The sequence below is a fragment of the Litchfieldella xinjiangensis genome (assembly GCF_000759345.1).
Classification (GTDB): domain Bacteria; phylum Pseudomonadota; class Gammaproteobacteria; order Pseudomonadales; family Halomonadaceae; genus Litchfieldella_A; species Litchfieldella_A xinjiangensis.
In genome coordinates this window covers 460,724-478,522 of record NZ_JPZL01000004.1, presented here as the reverse complement: position 1 = coordinate 478,522, position 17,799 = coordinate 460,724, and the positions used below count along the sequence as shown (strand labels likewise).

Annotated in this window: 17 protein-coding genes; 16 read left to right on the top strand and 1 reads right to left on the bottom strand. The window is 61.2% G+C overall.

Annotated features, from left to right (window positions below; genetic code table 11):
- The first annotated feature begins 2 nt into the window (after positions 1–2).
- The 16 genes from leuD to JH15_RS16835 all read left to right on the top strand — a co-directional run bounded on the left by leuD (position 3) and on the right by JH15_RS16835 (position 16,889).
- Positions 3–677, top strand: a complete 675-nt coding sequence (leuD, locus tag JH15_RS16910) for a 3-isopropylmalate dehydratase small subunit (RefSeq protein WP_043532442.1) — start codon at positions 3–5, stop codon at positions 675–677.
- The gene (gene leuB / locus JH15_RS16905; protein WP_043532440.1) at positions 674–1,753 is read left to right on the top strand and encodes a 3-isopropylmalate dehydrogenase; all 1,080 of its coding nucleotides are present in this window, start codon (positions 674–676) and stop codon (positions 1,751–1,753) included. The genes leuD and leuB overlap by 4 nt, the downstream gene beginning before the upstream one ends.
- 33 nt (positions 1,754–1,786) lie before the next feature.
- A complete protein-coding gene (asd, locus tag JH15_RS16900; protein WP_043532438.1) occupies positions 1,787–2,899 on the top strand; it encodes an aspartate-semialdehyde dehydrogenase in 1,113 nt (370 codons plus the stop codon).
- 222 nt (positions 2,900–3,121) lie between these two features.
- Positions 3,122–5,467 carry a FimV/HubP family polar landmark protein gene (locus JH15_RS16895; RefSeq protein ID WP_043532436.1) on the top strand — a complete coding sequence of 782 codons (2,346 nt, stop codon included), beginning with the start codon at positions 3,122–3,124 and terminating at the stop codon, positions 5,465–5,467.
- A 4-nt stretch (positions 5,468–5,471) separates the two neighbouring features.
- On the top strand, positions 5,472–6,389 hold the full coding sequence (gene truA, locus JH15_RS16890) for a tRNA pseudouridine(38-40) synthase TruA (RefSeq protein WP_043532435.1): 918 nt from the start codon (positions 5,472–5,474) through the stop codon (positions 6,387–6,389).
- Positions 6,382–7,044, top strand: a complete 663-nt coding sequence (locus tag JH15_RS16885) for a phosphoribosylanthranilate isomerase (RefSeq protein ID WP_052384197.1) — start codon at positions 6,382–6,384, stop codon at positions 7,042–7,044. The genes truA and JH15_RS16885 overlap by 8 nt, the downstream gene beginning before the upstream one ends.
- 10 nt (positions 7,045–7,054) lie before the next feature.
- Entirely contained in the window at positions 7,055–8,269 is a 1,215-nt protein-coding gene (gene trpB, locus JH15_RS16880; protein ID WP_156105356.1) for a tryptophan synthase subunit beta, read from the top strand.
- A gap of 18 nt (positions 8,270–8,287) precedes the next feature.
- Positions 8,288–9,091: a tryptophan synthase subunit alpha gene (gene trpA, locus JH15_RS16875; RefSeq protein WP_043532431.1), complete on the top strand. Its 804-nt coding sequence runs from the start codon at positions 8,288–8,290 to the stop codon at positions 9,089–9,091.
- Positions 9,092–9,158: 67 nt separating this feature from the next.
- Entirely contained in the window at positions 9,159–10,115 is a 957-nt protein-coding gene (gene accD / locus JH15_RS16870) for an acetyl-CoA carboxylase, carboxyltransferase subunit beta (protein ID WP_043532429.1), read from the top strand.
- A 13-nt stretch (positions 10,116–10,128) separates the two neighbouring features.
- Positions 10,129–11,418 (top strand): bifunctional tetrahydrofolate synthase/dihydrofolate synthase, encoded by a 1,290-nt coding sequence (folC, locus tag JH15_RS16865; RefSeq protein ID WP_043532427.1) that lies wholly within the window; start codon positions 10,129–10,131, stop codon positions 11,416–11,418.
- Positions 11,419–11,429: 11 nt separating this feature from the next.
- Positions 11,430–12,146, top strand: coding sequence for an SPOR domain-containing protein (locus JH15_RS16860; protein ID WP_043532425.1), 717 nt, complete (start codon positions 11,430–11,432; stop codon positions 12,144–12,146).
- Positions 12,146–12,733 (top strand): CvpA family protein, encoded by a 588-nt coding sequence (locus tag JH15_RS16855; RefSeq protein WP_043532423.1) that lies wholly within the window; start codon positions 12,146–12,148, stop codon positions 12,731–12,733. The genes JH15_RS16860 and JH15_RS16855 overlap by 1 nt, the downstream gene beginning before the upstream one ends.
- A 56-nt stretch (positions 12,734–12,789) precedes the next feature.
- Positions 12,790–14,307, top strand: a complete 1,518-nt coding sequence (purF, locus tag JH15_RS16850) for an amidophosphoribosyltransferase (RefSeq protein ID WP_043532421.1) — start codon at positions 12,790–12,792, stop codon at positions 14,305–14,307.
- A gap of 12 nt (positions 14,308–14,319) precedes the next feature.
- Entirely contained in the window at positions 14,320–15,522 is a 1,203-nt protein-coding gene (locus tag JH15_RS16845; RefSeq protein ID WP_043532420.1) for an O-succinylhomoserine sulfhydrylase, read from the top strand.
- 168 nt (positions 15,523–15,690) lie between these two features.
- Positions 15,691–16,245, top strand: coding sequence for a cytochrome b (locus JH15_RS16840; RefSeq protein ID WP_043532418.1), 555 nt, complete (start codon positions 15,691–15,693; stop codon positions 16,243–16,245).
- Positions 16,246–16,307: 62 nt separating this feature from the next.
- Positions 16,308–16,889, top strand: coding sequence for a YceI family protein (locus tag JH15_RS16835; RefSeq protein ID WP_043532416.1), 582 nt, complete (start codon positions 16,308–16,310; stop codon positions 16,887–16,889).
- 112 nt (positions 16,890–17,001) lie between these two features.
- Here the strand turns inward: JH15_RS16835 and JH15_RS16830 are convergent, their stop codons facing one another.
- Positions 17,002–17,796, bottom strand: coding sequence for a 2OG-Fe dioxygenase family protein (locus tag JH15_RS16830; protein WP_043532415.1), 795 nt, complete (start codon positions 17,794–17,796; stop codon positions 17,002–17,004).
- Between the last annotated feature and the right edge of the window lie 3 nt (positions 17,797–17,799).

The following is a 17,799-nucleotide window of genomic DNA, read 5'->3' as shown; positions in this document are numbered from 1 at the left end:
CCATGCAGAAATTTGATCGTCACCAGGGACTCGTGGCACCGCTCGACCGCGCCAATGTCGACACCGACCTGATCATCCCCAAGCAATTCCTCAAGTCGATCAAGCGCACCGGCTTCGGGGTCAACCTGTTCGATGAGCTGCGCTATCTCGACGAGGGCTACCCCGGTCAGGACGTGTCCCAACGGCCGGTCAATCCTGACTTCGTGCTCAACCAGCCGCGCTATCGCGACGCGAGCGTACTGCTTGCCCGGCGTAACTTCGGCTGCGGAAGCTCTCGCGAGCATGCGCCCTGGGCGCTTGCCGACTACGGTTTTCGAGTCGTCATCGCGCCGAGTTTTGCCGACATCTTCTATAACAACTCGTTCAAGAACGGCATCTTGCTGATTACCCTCGACGAAGCCACTGTGGATCGCCTGTTCAAGGCGGTCGAGGCTAACGAAGGCTACCGTCTGGACGTCGACCTGGAACAACAGCGCATCACCACGCCAGAAGGCGAGATCCTCGAGTTCGGGATTGATGCGTTCCGCAAGCACTGCCTACTCAATGGGCTCGATGACATCGGTTTGACGCTGCAGGACGATGCGGCCATCCGTGAGTTCGAGCAGAAGCATCGCCAGGCACGTCCCTGGCTGTTTCGAGACACCCTTCATGTCGAACCGCAGGGAGAGGCCTCATGAGCCGCAACATACTCGTGCTTCCGGGCGATGGGATCGGTCCTGAAATCACCCGCGAGGCGGTCAAGATACTTGATGCCTGCCGGCAAGATGGCCTCGACGTGACCGTCGAAGAGGCGCTGGTCGGCGGGGCGGCATATGACACCCATGGCGAGCCGCTTCCCGAAGTGACCTTGGCGGCGGCCAAGAGTGCCGATGCCATCCTGCTCGGTGCAGTAGGCGGACCCAAGTGGGACAAGATCGAAGATTTGAGCAAGCGCCCCGAGAAGGGCCTGCTGGGGCTTCGCAAGCACCTGGGCTTGTTCGGTAACCTGCGGCCTGCGGTCCTCTATCCGCAGTTGGCCGAGGCATCGAGCCTCAAGCCCGAGGTCGTGTCCGGTCTAGACATCATGATCGTGCGCGAGCTCACCGGCGGTATCTATTTCGGCCAGCCCCGGGGCATCGAGAAGCGCGGCGGCGAGCGGGTCGGTTTCAACACGTACGTATATTCCGAATCCGAGATCGAGCGGATCGGCCGTGTCGCCTTCGAGATGGCCCAGAAACGTGGGCGTCGTCTCTGCAGCGTCGACAAGGCCAACGTGCTGGAAGTCACCATCCTGTGGCGCGAGGTCATGGATCGGCTGGCGCCGGAGTATCCGGATGTCGAGCTCAGCCACATGTACGTCGACAACGCTGCCATGCAGCTGGTCCGAGCGCCGAAGCAGTTCGATGTCATCGTCACCGGCAACATGTTCGGGGACATCCTGTCGGACGCCGCCGCCATGCTCACCGGGTCGATCGGCATGCTGCCCTCGGCGTCGCTCAACGAAAGCGGGCAGGGCATGTACGAACCCTGCCACGGCAGTGCACCGGATATCGCCGGGAAGAACATGGCCAACCCGCTGGCGACGATTCTGTCGGTCGCCATGATGCTGCGCTACTCGCTCGACGAGTCCGAGCTGGCGTCACGCATCGAGCGCGCCGTCGGTCGAGTGCTCGACGATGGCCTGCGCACCGCCGATATTGCCTATGCAGGCACCCGCCAGGTGTCCACGCAAGAAATGGGGGACGCCGTGCTGGATGCTTTCCATCATGTATAATGAGGGGTTCACTCAGTTCCTGGAGGACTTCACATGTTGAAAGTCGGTTTCGTCGGTTGGCGCGGGATGGTGGGCTCCGTGCTCATGCAGCGCATGGTGGAGGACAATGACTTCTCGGGTATCGAGCCGGTCTTCTTCACCACCTCCCAGGTTGGCCAGCCTGGCCCCGACGTCGGTGTGGACGTGCCCCCGCTGAAGGATGCCTTCGACCTCGACGCGCTCAAGGCACTCGATGCCGTCGTGACCTGCCAAGGGGGCGAGTACACCGAGAAGGTGTATCAGGACCTTCGCCAGTCCGGCTGGAAGGGTTACTGGATCGATGCGGCCAGTACGCTGCGCATGAGCGACGAGGCCACTATCGTCCTCGATCCGGTCAACCGCGACGTCATCGATGCGCAACTGGCCAGGGGCGGCAAGACCTTCGTTGGCGGTAATTGTACCGTCAGCTTGATGCTGCTGGGCCTGGGCGGGTTGTTCGAGGCCGATATGATCGAATGGATGACCTCGATGACCTATCAGGCCGCATCCGGCTCCGGCGCCAAGCACATGCGCGAGCTGCTGAGCCAGATGGGATCGCTGCGCGATTCCGTCCAGCACGAGCTGGACGACCCGGCCAGCGCGATTCTTGATATCGATCGCAAGGTTTCCCAGGCCATGCGTGGCGGTGATTTTCCGATCGAGAATTTTGGCGCGCCGTTGGCCGGAGGCTTGCTGCCCTGGATCGACAAGGCCATGGAAAACGGTCAGAGCAAGGAGGAGTGGAAGGGCTCCGTCGAATCCAACAAGATCCTTGGCCGCGGCGACAATCCCATTCCGATCGACGGCCTCTGTGTACGTATCGGTGCCATGCGCTCTCACAGTCAGGCCTTCACCATCAAGCTCAAGCGTGATGTGCCGATGGATGAGATCGAAGATCGCATTGCCCGTCATAACGATTGGGTGAAGGTGGTTACCAACTCGAAGGAAGAGACCCTGAATGGGCTGACCCCGGCCGCAGTTACCGGCACCCTGGATATTCCTGTGGGTCGTCTGCGCAAGATGGCCATGGGGCCCGAGTATCTGTCGGCATTCTCGGTAGGCGACCAGCTGCTATGGGGGGCTGCCGAGCCGCTCAAGCGGATGTTGAAGATCCTCCGCGAGCAGTAACCTAGCAATACCTCGTTTCAGCAATGTCATGAAATGCCTCCCTTGTGGAGGCATTTTCACGAGATGACGCTTGCCGTATCTGAAATATCCTTGTCGTGGTCGGGTATTATGCAACAACGTGTTACGTTGTGTGGTCCGAAAGTAGGGTAACTATGCTCTCACGATAATGATATCCACCGACGTTTCGTATGACGCCACGGTGGGGTACTGCAGGGGAACACCATGAGACGCAAGCTATCGCTGGCGCTGTTGCTGTCCCTGGCTTCAGCCAGCCCGTTGAGCCTGGCCCTGGGGCTGGGTGAGGCGAGTGTGCAATCGAACCTGAATACACCCTTGAGAGCGACGATCCCCGTCACCGATGCGCAGGATATCGAAGCGGGATTGCTCAAGGTATCGCTGGCCGCACCCTCGGCTTTCGAACGGGCAGGGCTCAGCCGAAGTCGCCTGGCCGCTGATATCGCTCTCGATGTCGAGCATGACCGCCAGGGTGTGTCGCTGACCCTGCGCTCCGAACGTGCCATCCACGACCCCTATCTTGACTTATTGCTGAGTCTTGAATGGCCAGGGGGGCAGCAACTTCACCAGGTGACTCTGCTTCTCGATCCCGTCGACTACGTTCACATGCCGGCATTGGTTCCAGCCGTTGCGCGATCCGCGGTGTCTGGAGAATCGCTGGCAGTCCCCACTTTGGAGATGCCCATTGTTGGCTCCGCACGTCCCAGCGCGCGCGCGCCTGGGGCGGTTGAGACGGGGCAGGCCTGGGTTGGCTCTGGCGACACCTTATGGGGCGTGGCCCAACGCCTGCGGCCTGGCACGGATATCAGTATTCATCAAATGATGCTGGCACTGGTCGAGGCCAATCCTCAAGCGTTTCCGTCCGGCAACATCAATGGCATGCGTGCAGGTATGGCACTCGTGGTGCCTTCCCGAGAGGCGATCCAGCGACGCGATATGGGCGAGGCCGACCGGCAGGTGGCAGCGCATAACCAGGACTGGAACCAGCGTGACAGCGGTATGGCCGTGGCCAGTGACGTTTCGCCTGCACAGCAGGGCCGAGTTCTAGGCATGGATACAGCAGCGTCTACCGCTGAGGCGCCGGGGCATCGGTCCGCTCTGCTGAGCGAGGCGCAACTGAATGCTGAAACGGAACAGGCTGCCGATCCGTATGACCGCCTGTCCTGGCTAGAGGCACAGTGGCAACAAAGCCAGCATGCCCTGGAGACGGTACGAAGTGAGCGTGAGGCCTTGAAAGCTGCCTTGGGAGGATTGCGTGAGGAACTGGACCAACTGCACACGCAACTGGCCGATGCCACGCGCGTCAGTGCCGATACCCTGCCCGGCGATACGCACACCCGACCTGCCTCTGCGCCCACAGATGAAGACGATGGCATGCTTGCCCAGATCAACCCCCAGGGGGCTGGCACTTTCGCGCAAACATCCAGCACTCCCTGGTGGGGCTTGCCATGGCAAGGCCTGCGCGATAACCCCTTGGCATTGGGCGGCGCCTTACTGGCGCTACTGCTCGCGTGGGTGGTCTTGAGGCGTCGCCGTCAGGTGCAGGAGGAGAGCCCTACCTTCAGCCAGGCATATGGAATGGGAGCGTCAGTAGTGACGGCGCGCCAAGGCGAGGAAGCCTTTTCTATCCTTGCAGCCGATACCCAGCCCGAGACGCTCACACCGTCGTCTGCGCAGTCACATGACACTGCCGAAGAAGCCCCCTCACGTACTTTCATGCCCGAGGCGGAGGTGATCAGCGAAGCGGATATCTTTGTCGCCTACGGCCGCTATGACCAAGCGCGTGATCTTCTCGAGGCCAGCCTGACCAATGAACCGGATAGGCAGGATCTGCGCATCAAACTGGTCAAGGTGCATGCCCAGCGTAACGATTGGGAGGCCGCGGAGCGGGAGGGCGAGCGGCTACGCCAGTCGGGCACGCTCGAGGTCATCGAAGAAGTCGACCGCATCCTCGCCGGCCGTGATGACACGACACTCAGCCAGGCGTCACATGATGAAAGGGCGCCAAGCGAAGGTCTCACGCTGAAGGAGTCGGCTACCACGGAGCGTGAAGTCTATGACATTCAGGCAGAGACGCAGGAGGACCGGCGCATTGCTGCGCCAGTCAGCGCTTCACAGGCTTCTCATTTCGGCCATGTGATCGATTACTGTCCGCCATCCCTGGACCCCGAACCGGCGCCGCGTAGCGAGACACCCATGCAACCGAGCATCGAGTTTTCGACGAGAGCCCCTGAAGCTTCGATATCTGTTGACCCTCTCCGGGTGGAGGAAGCAGGCCCTGAGCCTGTTGCCGAGCTGCCGCGGTGGATTGCCGAGGATCCTCGATGGGATGTTGTCGAGGAGGTGGCATTCGAGCCCCTGCATCTGGATAATAAGGGCCCCGCCGCCGCTTCCCCTGAAGCCTCGTTGCGGCTTGTGGGCCAGGCGCGTCAATTACTCGACGCTGGCGAAAGCGAACGGGCCCACGAGTTGCTGCAACAGGTACTGGATCATGATGATGTGCCACTCAGGAAGGAAGCGCGGAAACTGATCGCGCAGTACAACCTCGATTGAGTCCATGCCCCTGTTCCAGCGCCTCGACGAAAAGCAGCCTTTAACCGGACGCCTGGCGTTCGGTGTGGAATACGACGGCAGTGCCTACTGTGGTTGGCAGCGCCTGAAGCACGCCCCTTCGGTTCAGGCCGAAGTGGAGCGTGCCCTTGCCCGCGTGGCCGGGCAACCGGTAACGATTCACTGCAGTGGGCGAACCGATTCCGGCGTTCACGCCACCCGCCAGGTGGTGCATTTCGACCCTCCGATTTCGCGATCCCAGAAGGCTTGGGTATTCGGCGCCAATGCCAACCTGCCGCGCGATATCGCCCTGCGCTGGCTGGTACCCGTGGAAGAGGACTTTCATGCCCGCTTCCTGGCCCTGGCGCGGCGCTACCAGTACGTCATTCTCAATCAGCCTAGCCGCCCCGTATTGGAGCGGGCCAACGCCACCTGGTGCCGCGACCCCCTTGATGTTCCGGCCATGCATCGCGCTGCCCAGGCACTGGTGGGCGAGCATGACTTCTCGAGCTTCCGCGCCGGTGGCTGTCAATCCAAGACACCATGGCGTCATCTTCACTTCATCGAAGTCCACCGCCATGGGCCGATCGTGGTGATCGACGTGCAGGCCAACGCGTTTCTGCATCATATGATTCGCAACATCGCCGGCGCGCTTGTCGCCGTTGGGCGGGGTGAGAAGGGCGAGGACTACCTGCATCACTTACTTGAGGTTAAGGATCGCACCCTGGCCAGCGTCACGGCGCCGGGATGTGGGCTCCACTTCGTCGATTCCATCTATGATTCCCGCTTCGCACTGCCTCGTGAGCCGCTGGGCCCCAACTTGCTGGCGTTCCTGGGGGAGTGGACAGGCGAGCGCGAACTCCCCGATAGCCCCATGGTCAGACGTCGACGGGGTCTACCTGCCTTGGAGCAAACCGATGACTGATACACCCCCCCGGGCTGCTCGAACCCGGGTCAAGATATGCGGAGTGACCCGCCCCACGGACGTGGACGCTGCGGTGGCGGCGGGTGCCGATGCCCTGGGGTTCGTACTTTGGCCCGGCAGCAAGCGGGCGCTCGATGACGCTCGGCTAGCCGAATTGGCATCGCGAGTTCCCGCGTTCGTCACCCGGGTCGGGTTGTTCGTCGATCAGGAGCGTGGCGTCATCGAACACGCCAGCCGCCATCTCGACCTGCTGCAGTTTCATGGTGATGAAAGCCCCGACTTCTGCGCCAGCTTCGATCGCCCCTGGATCAAGGCGCTGCGCATGCGTGACGACCTGGACCTTCACGCGGCGGCGCAGGCCTACCAAGGCGCCCAAGCGCTACTCCTGGACGCCTATTGCCCCGGCGTGCCGGGCGGTACCGGCGAGACGTTCGACTGGGCACGAATCCCCGCAAGCCTGACAAAACCTGTTATCCTCGCGGGAGGTTTGACCCCGGCCAATGTCGCGCGCGCGATACGCCAGGTGGCCCCTTTTGCCGTGGATGTCTCGGGCGGTGTCGAACACGCACCGGGCATCAAGGACGCATCGCTGATCGAGGCATTCGTCCAACAGGCATGCACGACTCCAACGACTCAAGCCCAAGTGACCCTGTGAGGTGTCTTTCGTGACCAAGTTCAGCGACCTGACCCGACTGCCCGATGCACGAGGCCATTTCGGCCCCTACGGTGGCCGGTTCGTTTCGGAGACGTTGAGCTTCGCCCTGGAGGATCTCGAGAAGACCTATATGGCGCTTCGCGACGATCCCGATTTCCAGGCGGAATTCGACTACGATCTGGCCCATTATGTCGGCCGCCCGTCACCGCTCTACCATGCCGAGCGCTGGTCGAAGCAGTTGGGCGGTGCCCAGATCTGGCTGAAGCGTGAGGACCTGAACCACACCGGCGCCCATAAGGTGAACAACACCATCGGTCAGGCCTTGTTGGCCAAGAAGGGCGGCAAGCCCCGCGTGATCGCCGAGACCGGCGCCGGACAGCATGGGGTCGCGACGGCGACCGTTGCTGCGCGTCTGGGGCTTAAATGTGAAATCTACATGGGCGCCGAGGATGTGGAGCGCCAGAAGCTCAATGTCTATCGCATGCATCTGCTCGGGGCCAAGGTGATTCCGGTCGAGTCCGGCTCGCGTACCCTCAAGGATGCCATGAACGAGGCCCTGCGCGACTGGGTCACCAATGTCGACGACACCTTCTACATCATCGGCACGGTGGCGGGTCCGCACCCGTACCCGATGCTGGTGCGTGACTTCAATGCCGTGGTCGGCCGCGAGGCTCGCCGTCAGTCGCTCGAGCAGATCGGACGCTTGCCCGATGCCCTCATTGCCTGTGTAGGCGGCGGCTCCAACGCCATGGGCCTGTTCTACCCCTTCGTCGAGGACGATGAGGTCAAGATGTACGGTGTCGAGGCGGGGGGCGACGGTGTCGAAACCGGTCGCCACGCAGCGCCATTGACCGCTAACGCCCCGCAGGGGGTGCTGCATGGCAATCGTACCTACCTGATGTCGGACGAGGGTGGTCAGATTGCCGATACCCACTCCATTTCGGCGGGTCTCGATTATCCTGGCGTGGGGCCTGAACACGCCCTGTGGAAGGATGTCGGGCGGGTCGAATACGTGGCGGCGAACGATGACAAGGTACTGGAAGCGTTCCGTGAGCTGACGCGGATGGAAGGCATCATGCCGGCATTGGAATCGGCCCACGCCATTGCCCACGCCAAGGTATTGGCGCCCACCATGCGGCCCGACCAGCATATCATCGTCAACCTGTCCGGGCGCGGCGACAAGGACATTCTTACGGTCGCTCGCATCGACGGCGTTCATTTCTAACTGCCTTGAGGTAACACGATGAATCGGATCGACAAGCGCTTCGCTTCCCTCAAGGCACAGGGAAAGACGGCCTTGATTCCCTATATTACCGCCGGTGATCCGGCCCCCGAGCATACCGTGGGCTTCATGCATGCCCTAGTTGAGTCGGGGGCCGATATCATCGAGCTCGGCGTGCCATTTTCCGACCCCATGGCCGACGGCCCGGTCATCCAGAAGGCCTGCGAACGAGCCTTGGCCCACGGCACCCGTCTCACGCATCTGTTCGAGATGGTGCAGGATTTCCGCCAGACGGACACTAAGACCCCGGTAGTGCTGATGGGTTATCTCAATCCTATCGAGCGCATGGGCTACCAGCGCTTTGCCGAGCAGGCCGCAGCCGCGGGTGTGGATGGGGTCTTGATCGTCGACATGCCGCCCGAGGAGGCCGACGAGATCGGGCCGCTCATGAAGTCGTCGGGTCTCGCGGCGATCTTCCTGGTCGCCCCTACCACCTCCGAGGCGCGTGCCGCTACAATATGCGGCCACGGCGAAGGCTATCTGTACTACGTTTCGCTCAAGGGCGTCACCGGCGCCGCTACGTTGGACGTCGACGCGGTCGACCGCCAACTGGAACCGCTGCGGCGTTTGACCGACCTGCCCTTGTGCGTCGGGTTTGGCATTCGCGATGGTGCTACGGCCGCTGCTGTCGGGCGTATCGCCGACGGCGTGGTCGTTGGCAGTGCCCTGGTCAATCGCATTGCCGAGGGCGCGGATAGCCCGGCCTCGATTGCTCCGGCCTTGAAAGCGGTGCTGAGCGAAATGCGCCAGGCGCTGGATGCCTGAGAAGCCCCGACCATTCATGACGGCTCGGCATGCCGGGCCCAAGACAGCATAACGGAAGCGTTCTGATATGAGCTGGCTAGACAAGATCGTGCCGTCCATGGGGCGCATTCAGCGCACCGACCGCCGCACCAGTGTGCCTGACGGATTGTGGCGCAAGTGCCCCAAGTGCGAGGCGGTTCTCTACCTTCCCGAACTCGAGAAGCACCATAGTGTGTGCCCCAAGTGCGACCACCATCTGCGTCTCACGGCACGCAAGCGGCTTGACTGGTTTCTCGATGCCGAAGGTCGTGAGGAGGTTGCTGGCGACCTGCAGCCAGTGGACCGTCTCAAGTTCCGTGATTCCAAGAAGTACAAGGATCGGCTCTCGGCAGCCCAGAAGGACACTGACGAGAACGATGCACTGATCGCAATGCGCGGCACATTGGAAGGCATGCCGATTGTGGCGGTGGCCTTCGAGTTCACCTTCATGGGGGGCTCGATGGGGGCCGTGGTCGGCGAGAAATTCGTCCGCGCCGCGAGCCTGGCACTCGAGGAAGGCATCCCTCTGGTCTGCTTCTCTGCCTCGGGCGGAGCGCGCATGCAGGAAGCCCTGTTCTCGCTGATGCAGATGGCTAAGACCTCGGCTGCGCTGGAGAAGCTCAAGCAGGCTGGCGTTCCTTACATTTCGGTGCTGACGGATCCCGTCTATGGCGGCGTATCCGCCTCATTGGCGATGCTGGGCGATCTCAACGTGGCCGAGCCCAATGCGCTGATCGGCTTCGCCGGTCCTCGGGTCATCGAACAGACCGTGCGTGAGAAGCTGCCCGAAGGCTTCCAGCGAAGCGAGTTCCTGCTCGAGCATGGCGCTGTCGATATGATCGTGCATCGCAGCGAGATGCGTGAACGCCTGGGTGGGGTACTGCGCAAGTTGACCGGTCTTCCAGCAACCGGTCTGCCAGACGTCGAGGCGCCCGACCTGGTGGATGTGGCCGAGCAAGTCAGCGAGAATGACGAGCCTCTTGAAGAACCCGGCAACGATCGCTGATGGTGAATGGTCAATGACTCGAGCGTTGGACGTGCCATCGCTCACCTTGGACGCCTGGCTCGAGCGGCTTGAGCGACAGCATCCGGTCGCCATCGACCTGGGCCTCGAACGCGTCGCCCGGGTCGGTCAGCGCTTGGGTCTGCAATCACGCCCTTTGGCTCGTCACGTCATCAGTGTGGCGGGGACCAATGGCAAGGGCTCGACGGTGGCCATGCTGGATGCGCTGACTCGCGCTCATGGTCTGTCCTGCGCGACCTACACCTCTCCCCATCTGCTGCGCTACAACGAACGCCTGTGTATCGACGGGGTAGAAGCAGATGATGCGCTTCTGATCGAGGGCTTCGAGCGTGTCGAAGCGGCACGTCTCCAAGGTGAGCCGGTCAGTCTTACCTATTTCGAGGCTGGTAGCCTCGCCGCATTCTGGGCTATTGCCCAGAAGCAGCCGGACGTGGCCGTCCTCGAGGTCGGACTCGGCGGGCGACTCGATGCAGTGAATATCATCGATGCCGATGTGGCCATCGTCACCACCGTGGCCCAGGATCATGCCGCCTTCCTGGGCACGGATATCGATGCGATCGGCCGTGAAAAAGCGGGTATCATGCGTAGCGATCGGCCAGCGGTACTAGGCAGCAGGTCGCTACCGGCGAGTGTGCGCGGCGTCGCCGATCGGCTAGGCGCGCCGGTATTTGCGCTGGGCGACGATTATCGGCGCGAGGTAGCTGAACAAGGCTGGACCTGGCACGGCAAACGTGCCGGCGCAAGTCGCCTGTGTCTTGTGTCACTACCGGATCCTGGCCTTCCTCTCGATAATGCGGCAACAGCGCTTCAGGCCCTGACCCTGATCTCGCTTCGTCTCGACGAGGACTGCTGTCGTCAGGCGCTGGCACACGTCAAGCTTCCAGGTCGCATGCAGTGGTTGGATAATTGGTGCCTTGATGTGGCGCATAATCCCCATGCGGCAGAGTATGTCGCATCACGCTTAGCGGAAGGCGGCAAGCGGGGGCGGCGCTTCGGGCTGTTGGGCATGCTCGTCGACAAGGACGCCCAAGGGGTTGTCGCCGCGCTATCCCCCGTGATCGATGCCTGGGTGGTGGTCACTCTCGAGGGGGATCGGGCACGCAGTGCCGAGCAATTGGCAGAGGTGCTCGTGGACCAAGGGCGGCCCGTTGCGCATCGTGCTGGCTCGCCCCAGGCGGGAGCCGAATGGCTGGCGGCCAATATGCAGGAAAAAGATGAGGTGCTGGTGTGTGGTTCCTTTTACACCGTGGCCGAGGTGCTGGCCTGGTGTGAGCGCCGTCGCTGAGGAGGCGAGTAATGAAGTATGGCATGCGTGAGCGGCTCAGCGGTGCGGTAATCGTGATCGCGCTTGGGGTGATATTCATACCCATGCTGTTCGATGAACCGGCGCCGCGTGAAGAGCGGCCCCGGCCGGTCCTGACCATCGAGCAGCCCATCGAAGTGGAGCGGCGCTCTGTCCCTGAGCCGGAACCCCCAACCAGCCTGGGCGATATCCGCCCCCCTCAGCCGCTGGTGAATTCACGAGGCAGTCTCGAAGTGGCTGAGCCGGAACAAGACGCTCCAGCGGCAGAAGCGACACCTTCCGAAGCCAGTGGCTCTTCCTCTTCACAGTCGCCGGGTGAAGCTGCGTCTCGCGCGGCCCCAGAGCCGAACGAGCAAGCGCCGTCGCAGGCGCCCTCCCGCGAACAGCCCCCCGCCCAGGATCCGATCGCTGATTTGGCCAGGGCCGCGGAGGAGCGCGAACGACAGTCCCAGTCGTCGAATAATCCCACGGCGACAGCTGGTGATTGGGCGGTCCAGGCAGGGAGTTTCGGTGAGCCGGCCAACGCCGAGCGCCTTGAATCACAGCTACGCGAGTTGGGTTTCGATGCCTACCGGCGTCAGCGCGAGGGCGGCCTGACCAGCGTCTATGTCGGACCCTTCTCTAGTTCCGATGCCGGTGAGCAGGCACGCGGCCAGCTCAAGGAGCGTGCCAATATCCAAGGTCTGCTGGTCAGGGTGCGGGAGGACTGATGGCGCTCACCTGGCTGGATTGGGTCTTTCTGGCGGTACTGGGTATCTCGATGATGGTCGGCTTTTCACGCGGGTTGGTCCGTGAAGGACTGGGCCTGGCAGCATGGATCGTGGCGCTGCTGGTGGCGCGGCTGATAGCCGAACCCGTTGCAGATCTCTTTACCGGTGTCATCGATAATGCCGACGGACGCCTGGTATTGGCTTTCGTATTGGTCATATTCGGCGTGATCTTGCTCTGCGGTATCATGATACGCATGCTACATGCCGCGGTGGAGTGGGTCGGGATGGGCTTCCTCAACAGGGTGGCCGGCACCTTGTTCGGCGCGCTGAGGGGGGCTGCCATATTGGTCCTCGCGACGATACTCATTACTTTGACCCCATTGCAGCAACTCCAGGCCTGGCAACAGGCGCAATTGCGCCCATCGTTCGAGCAGTTGCGCGACTGGGCGGTCAGCCAGATCGAGGCGTGGGAACGTAGCGATCCCGAGCAAAATCGTGACTGGCGAAATCTTTCATTTCCCGATCTTGGCAATGGCGAGCCAGACATCAGGCCCGAGGTGGGGAGTGACGAGGCGGGTAGCCTCTAGTATCAGCGGCGTCGCAGCAGCGGCTCCGAGATTCCTTAGTAAGCGAGGTAGGCGGAATGTGCGGCATTGTAGGCCTCATGGCCAACCAGGCGGTCAATCAGGCGTTGTATGACGCGATGACAGTCCTCCAGCACCGTGGGCAGGATGCCGCCGGGATGATGACATGGCATGAAGGCCGTTTTCTGCTGCGCAAGAGCAATGGCCTGGTACGTGATGTCTTCCACACCCGGCATATGGCACGTCTCAAGGGCCACCTGGGGATCGGCCACGTCCGTTATCCAACAGCCGGCTCGTCGAGCGAGGCCGAATCCCAGCCGTTCTATGTCAACTCACCCTACGGTATCGCGCTGGCGCATAACGGTAACCTGACCAATTCGGAGCAGCTCAAGCAGGAGCTGTTTTCCACCGACCTGCGGCATATCAACACCAGTTCCGATTCCGAAGTATTGCTCAATGTCTTCGCCCATGAATTGGGCAAGCAGGGCCTGCATCTCGATCCCGAGGATGTCTTCGATGCCGTGCGTCGTGTCCATCGCCGTTGCCGCGGTGGCTACGCCGCGGTATCGATCATCAACGGGGTCGGCCTGGTCGCGTTTCGTGATCCCAACGGCATTCGTCCGGTGGTGTTCGGCTCCCGTCAGGATGGGGACCGGCAGGACGTGATGATCGCCTCCGAGTCGGTGGCCTTGGACGTCGGTGGCTTCGAACTGCATCGAGACCTGGCCCCGGGTGAAGCGATATTCGTCGATATGCAGGGCAACATCCATACCCAGATGTGCGCCGACCGCCCCAAGCTCGCCCCTTGCATCTTCGAGCACGTCTACCTGGCGCGTCCCGACTCCATTCTCGATGGTGCCTATGTCTACGGCACACGAATGGAAATGGGGCGTCGTCTGGGCGATCGCATCAAGAGCGAATGGCCCGAGCACGACATCGACGTGGTCATCCCCATCCCGGATACCTCGCGTACCTCGGCTCTTGAACTCGCGCAACACCTCGGGGTGACCTATCGCGAAGGCTTCATGAAGAACCGCTATATCGGACGGACCTTCATCATGCCAGGCCAGACACAACGCAAGAAATCGGTGCGTCAGAAACTCAACGCCATCGATATCGAGTTTCGCGACAAGAATGTCTTGCTGGTCGATGATTCGATCGTGCGTGGCACGACCTGCAAGCAGATCATCCAGATGGCTCGAGAGGCGGGGGCCAGAAAGGTGTACTTCGCTTCAGCGGCACCGCCGGTACGTTTCCCCAATGTCTACGGCATCGACATGCCCGCAGCCAATGAACTGATCGCCCATGGGCGCAGCGAAGCCGAGGTGGGCGAACTGATCGGTGCCGACCGTATCTTCTATCAGGATCTCGAAGACCTGAAGAGTGCGTGTCGTGCTGTCAACCCCTCACTGGATGACTTCGATTGCTCGGTCTTCGACGGTGCCTACGTCACTGGCGATATCGACGAGGCCTACCTGTCGGAACTCGAGGCCTCGCGCAACGATGCGGCAAAACTGGTCAATGTCGGCGATCATGCGCTGGTTGGCATGCATAACCAGGACGACGATCTGGACTGAGGGAGGGGAGCCATGAGTGACCATTTCGACGACGCCCCGAGCCTCGACTGGGCGTTAGCCACGCAGTCGATCCGTGCCGGGCACGAGCGTACGCACGAGCAGGAGCACGGTGAGCCGATCTTTCCCACCTCCAGCTTCGTGTATGGCAGTGCGGCTGAAGCGGCGCGCAAGTTCAGTGGCGAAGAGCCGGGTAACATCTACTCGCGCTTCACCAATCCTACCGTCCGCAATTTCGAAAAGCGCCTGGCGATCATGGAAGGGGGCGAGCGCTGCGTGGCGACCAGTTCCGGCATGGCGGCGATCCTGTCTACCGTGCTGGCCCTGCTCGAGGCGGGTGACGAGATCGTTGCCTCGCGATCACTGTTCGGCTCGACGGTCAGTCTGTTCGACAAGTATCTCGGCAAGTTCGGTATCGTCACCCGTTATGTCGAGCTGTCGAATCTCGAAGCCTGGGCGGCGGCCATCACCCCGCGGACGCGCCTCCTGTTTGCCGAAACACCCTCGAATCCCCTGTCCGAAGTGGTGGATATCGCCGCACTGGCGGAGATCGCCCATCGCCACGATGCGCTGCTGGCCATCGATAACTGCTTCCTGACACCGGCGCTGCAGAGGCCCATCGACTTGGGGGCGGATCTGGTGATCCATTCGGCGACAAAGTACCTGGATGGGCAGGGAAGGGCGATCGGCGGCGCCGTGGTTGGACGCGACAAGGAGCTCGAGGCCCTGTTCGGCGTGGTGCGCACGTGCGGCCCCTGCCTGAGTCCGTTCAATGCCTGGATCTTTCTCAAGGGGCTGGAGACGCTTAACCTGCGCATGAAGGCGCATTGCGAGAACGCCCAAGCCATGGCTGAGTGGCTGGAGGCGCATCCGGCAGTGACCCGAGTGCATTACAGCGGTCTCGCGAGCCATCCGCAGCACGCCCTGGCGAGTAGGCAGCAAAAGCACTATGGCGCGGTATTGGGTTTCGAGGTCAAGGGAGGGCGTGAAGGTGCCTGGTCGGTCATCGATGCCACTCGCATCATGTCCATCACCGGCAACCTCGGAGACGTCAAGACGACGATCACCCATCCGGGCACCACGACCCATGGCCGTTTATCGGACGAGCAGAAAGCCTCGGCTGGCATCGCCGAGGGATTGATCCGTGTGGCGGTAGGCCTCGAGGATGTCGATGACCTCAAAGCCGATCTGGCACGAGGACTCGACGCGCTCCTCTAGACGAGTATCGTGTGTCACTACTTCGGTACAGGACGGCGCCTTTGACCTTGGCGCCGTCATTGTTTCTGTCCGGTGAACGATACATTCACCGTATCGCATGCTGTGTGGGCAAGCATCCTTGCGTATGCTCTACACCTACTGGGTATCTGCGGACTAGGGACACGATACATGTGGCGTAACACACGACAGGGTTGGGGACTCGTCAGTATCGTGCTCCATTGGGCGAGTGCGATCGCCATTGTCGGGCTATTCATACTGGGCTGGTGGATGACGGGGCTGGGCTATTATGACGCCTGGTACAATCTGGCGCCGTGGTGGCACCGTTCCGTGGGTATGCTGCTGCTGGGTGCCACCCTGCTGCGCATCGTCTGGCGTTGGATTCAGCCAGCCCCACAGGCCCATGGCCAACGCTTCGAGCGACTGGCGGCCCATCTCGGTCATATCGCGCTATATTTTTTGATGATGGTGGTTATGGTGAGCGGCTATCTGATCTCGACCGCCAACGGCCGGGGCATAAACGTTTTCGACTGGTTTGCAGTGCCCGCTCTCGTGCATGGGTTGCCCAATCAGGCCTCAATCGCAGGCTGGGTCCACTGGTACAGTGCCTTGGCGCTGATGATACTCGCGGCAGGCCATACCCTGGCGGCGTTCAAGCATCATTGGAAGGATCGCCATGACACCTTGCTGCGTATGGTCCTGCCTCGTTACCGCCGGCGTTCCTAGCTTTTCCGGTGCTGGTCCACGCGACCGGCATCCCAAGACTCACTACGTAAGGAGATGTACCGATGTTGAAGAAGACTGCTGTTGCCGCCTTGGCCTCCGTTGCCCTGGTGCCGATGAGCCAAGCCATGGCAGATGACTATGTCATCGATACCGAAGGGCAACATGCCTTCGTGCAATTCAAGATCAGTCACCTTGGCATGTCATATATTCTGGGTAGCTTCCGCGAGTTCAGTGGTGAGTTCAGCTACGATCCCGAGGACCTTTCTGCTTCCAGCGTCAATGTCGAGGTCGACGTTGCAAGCCTGGACAGCAATCATGCCGAGCGCGACAAGCACATACTCAGCGATGATTTCCTCAATGCCGAGGAGTATCCCACCGCAACCTTTACTTCTACCGGCTTCGAGTCGGATGGGGATAAATCCGGTACCTTGACCGGCGAACTGACCCTGCATGGTGAGACGCAAGAGATTGAGATGCCAGTGACATTACTGGGTGAAGGCGAGGATCCCTGGGGTAACTACCGTGCCGGGTTCGAGGGGAGCACCACCCTGGTCTTGTCGGATTACGGGATCGATATGAGCGATTTCCCCGAACCGATGCATGAGCTGGAACTCTACGTCACCTTCGAAGGCATTCGTCAGTAAGCCGCATCGAAGACAGTGATCGACAAGACGCTCTCGAGGCTAGCCTCGAGAGCGTTTTTATTAACTAATGCTTATAAGGATCCCTGCCTGCAATAGGCGACCCTCATGCGGATCAAGGGAGGTCGTTAAGTACCGCATGCGGGAAATGGCGACGTAACATGCGGTTCTGGAACCCATCGATGAAACAGCTGTTGATGATGATGATGAAGCGCTCGAACGGTCGCTGGGGATCGTCCTGGGAAATGCTGCCTGCCGAGTGGTAGAGCTTGTCGTCTCGAATATGCAGTATCTCGCCAGGGTTCAGCACGCCCTCCAAAAGTGTTTGGCGGCCCGCCTTGTCAGCATAGAGATGACTGGTAGCTCCGGTTACATTTTCACGATTGAGCACCAGAATACTCAGGTACTTGCAGCCATCGGCATGAATGCCCTGCCCCTGTAGGGGGTCGAGATGGCCCTTGCCCTTCACACCGGTGATCTGCATCAGAATCGGCTCGCGTGGTCCGATTCCCCAGAGCTTTGCCCAGGCACGGACGAAGCTTCTGACATCCTGCCGATCCAGAAAAGCACGCTCCAACCCCGGATAGTAGCGTAGCTTATCAGCCATGCTCTCGGCATCGTTGAACATGCCCCCCTGGGCCATGGGGCACTCTCCAAGAATTTCGACTTCGTGCTGGTCGTTGAGATGGAGCCAGGACATTCGCTTCCAACGGCGTTCGACATACGGATCGCGAGGAAGATCGGCGATGAAGCCTTGCCAGGCATTCAGGTCGATGCGTGACGTAAGGTCTGTGCGACTCCAATATCGATTGGCCAGTTCGTTGTGAACCTCCTGTGACCAATAGCCATGATCGGTGTCGAAGGACGTGGCTGCCATGCCGTAGCCGTGTTTGAGACTTTCCTGTTTCATGTC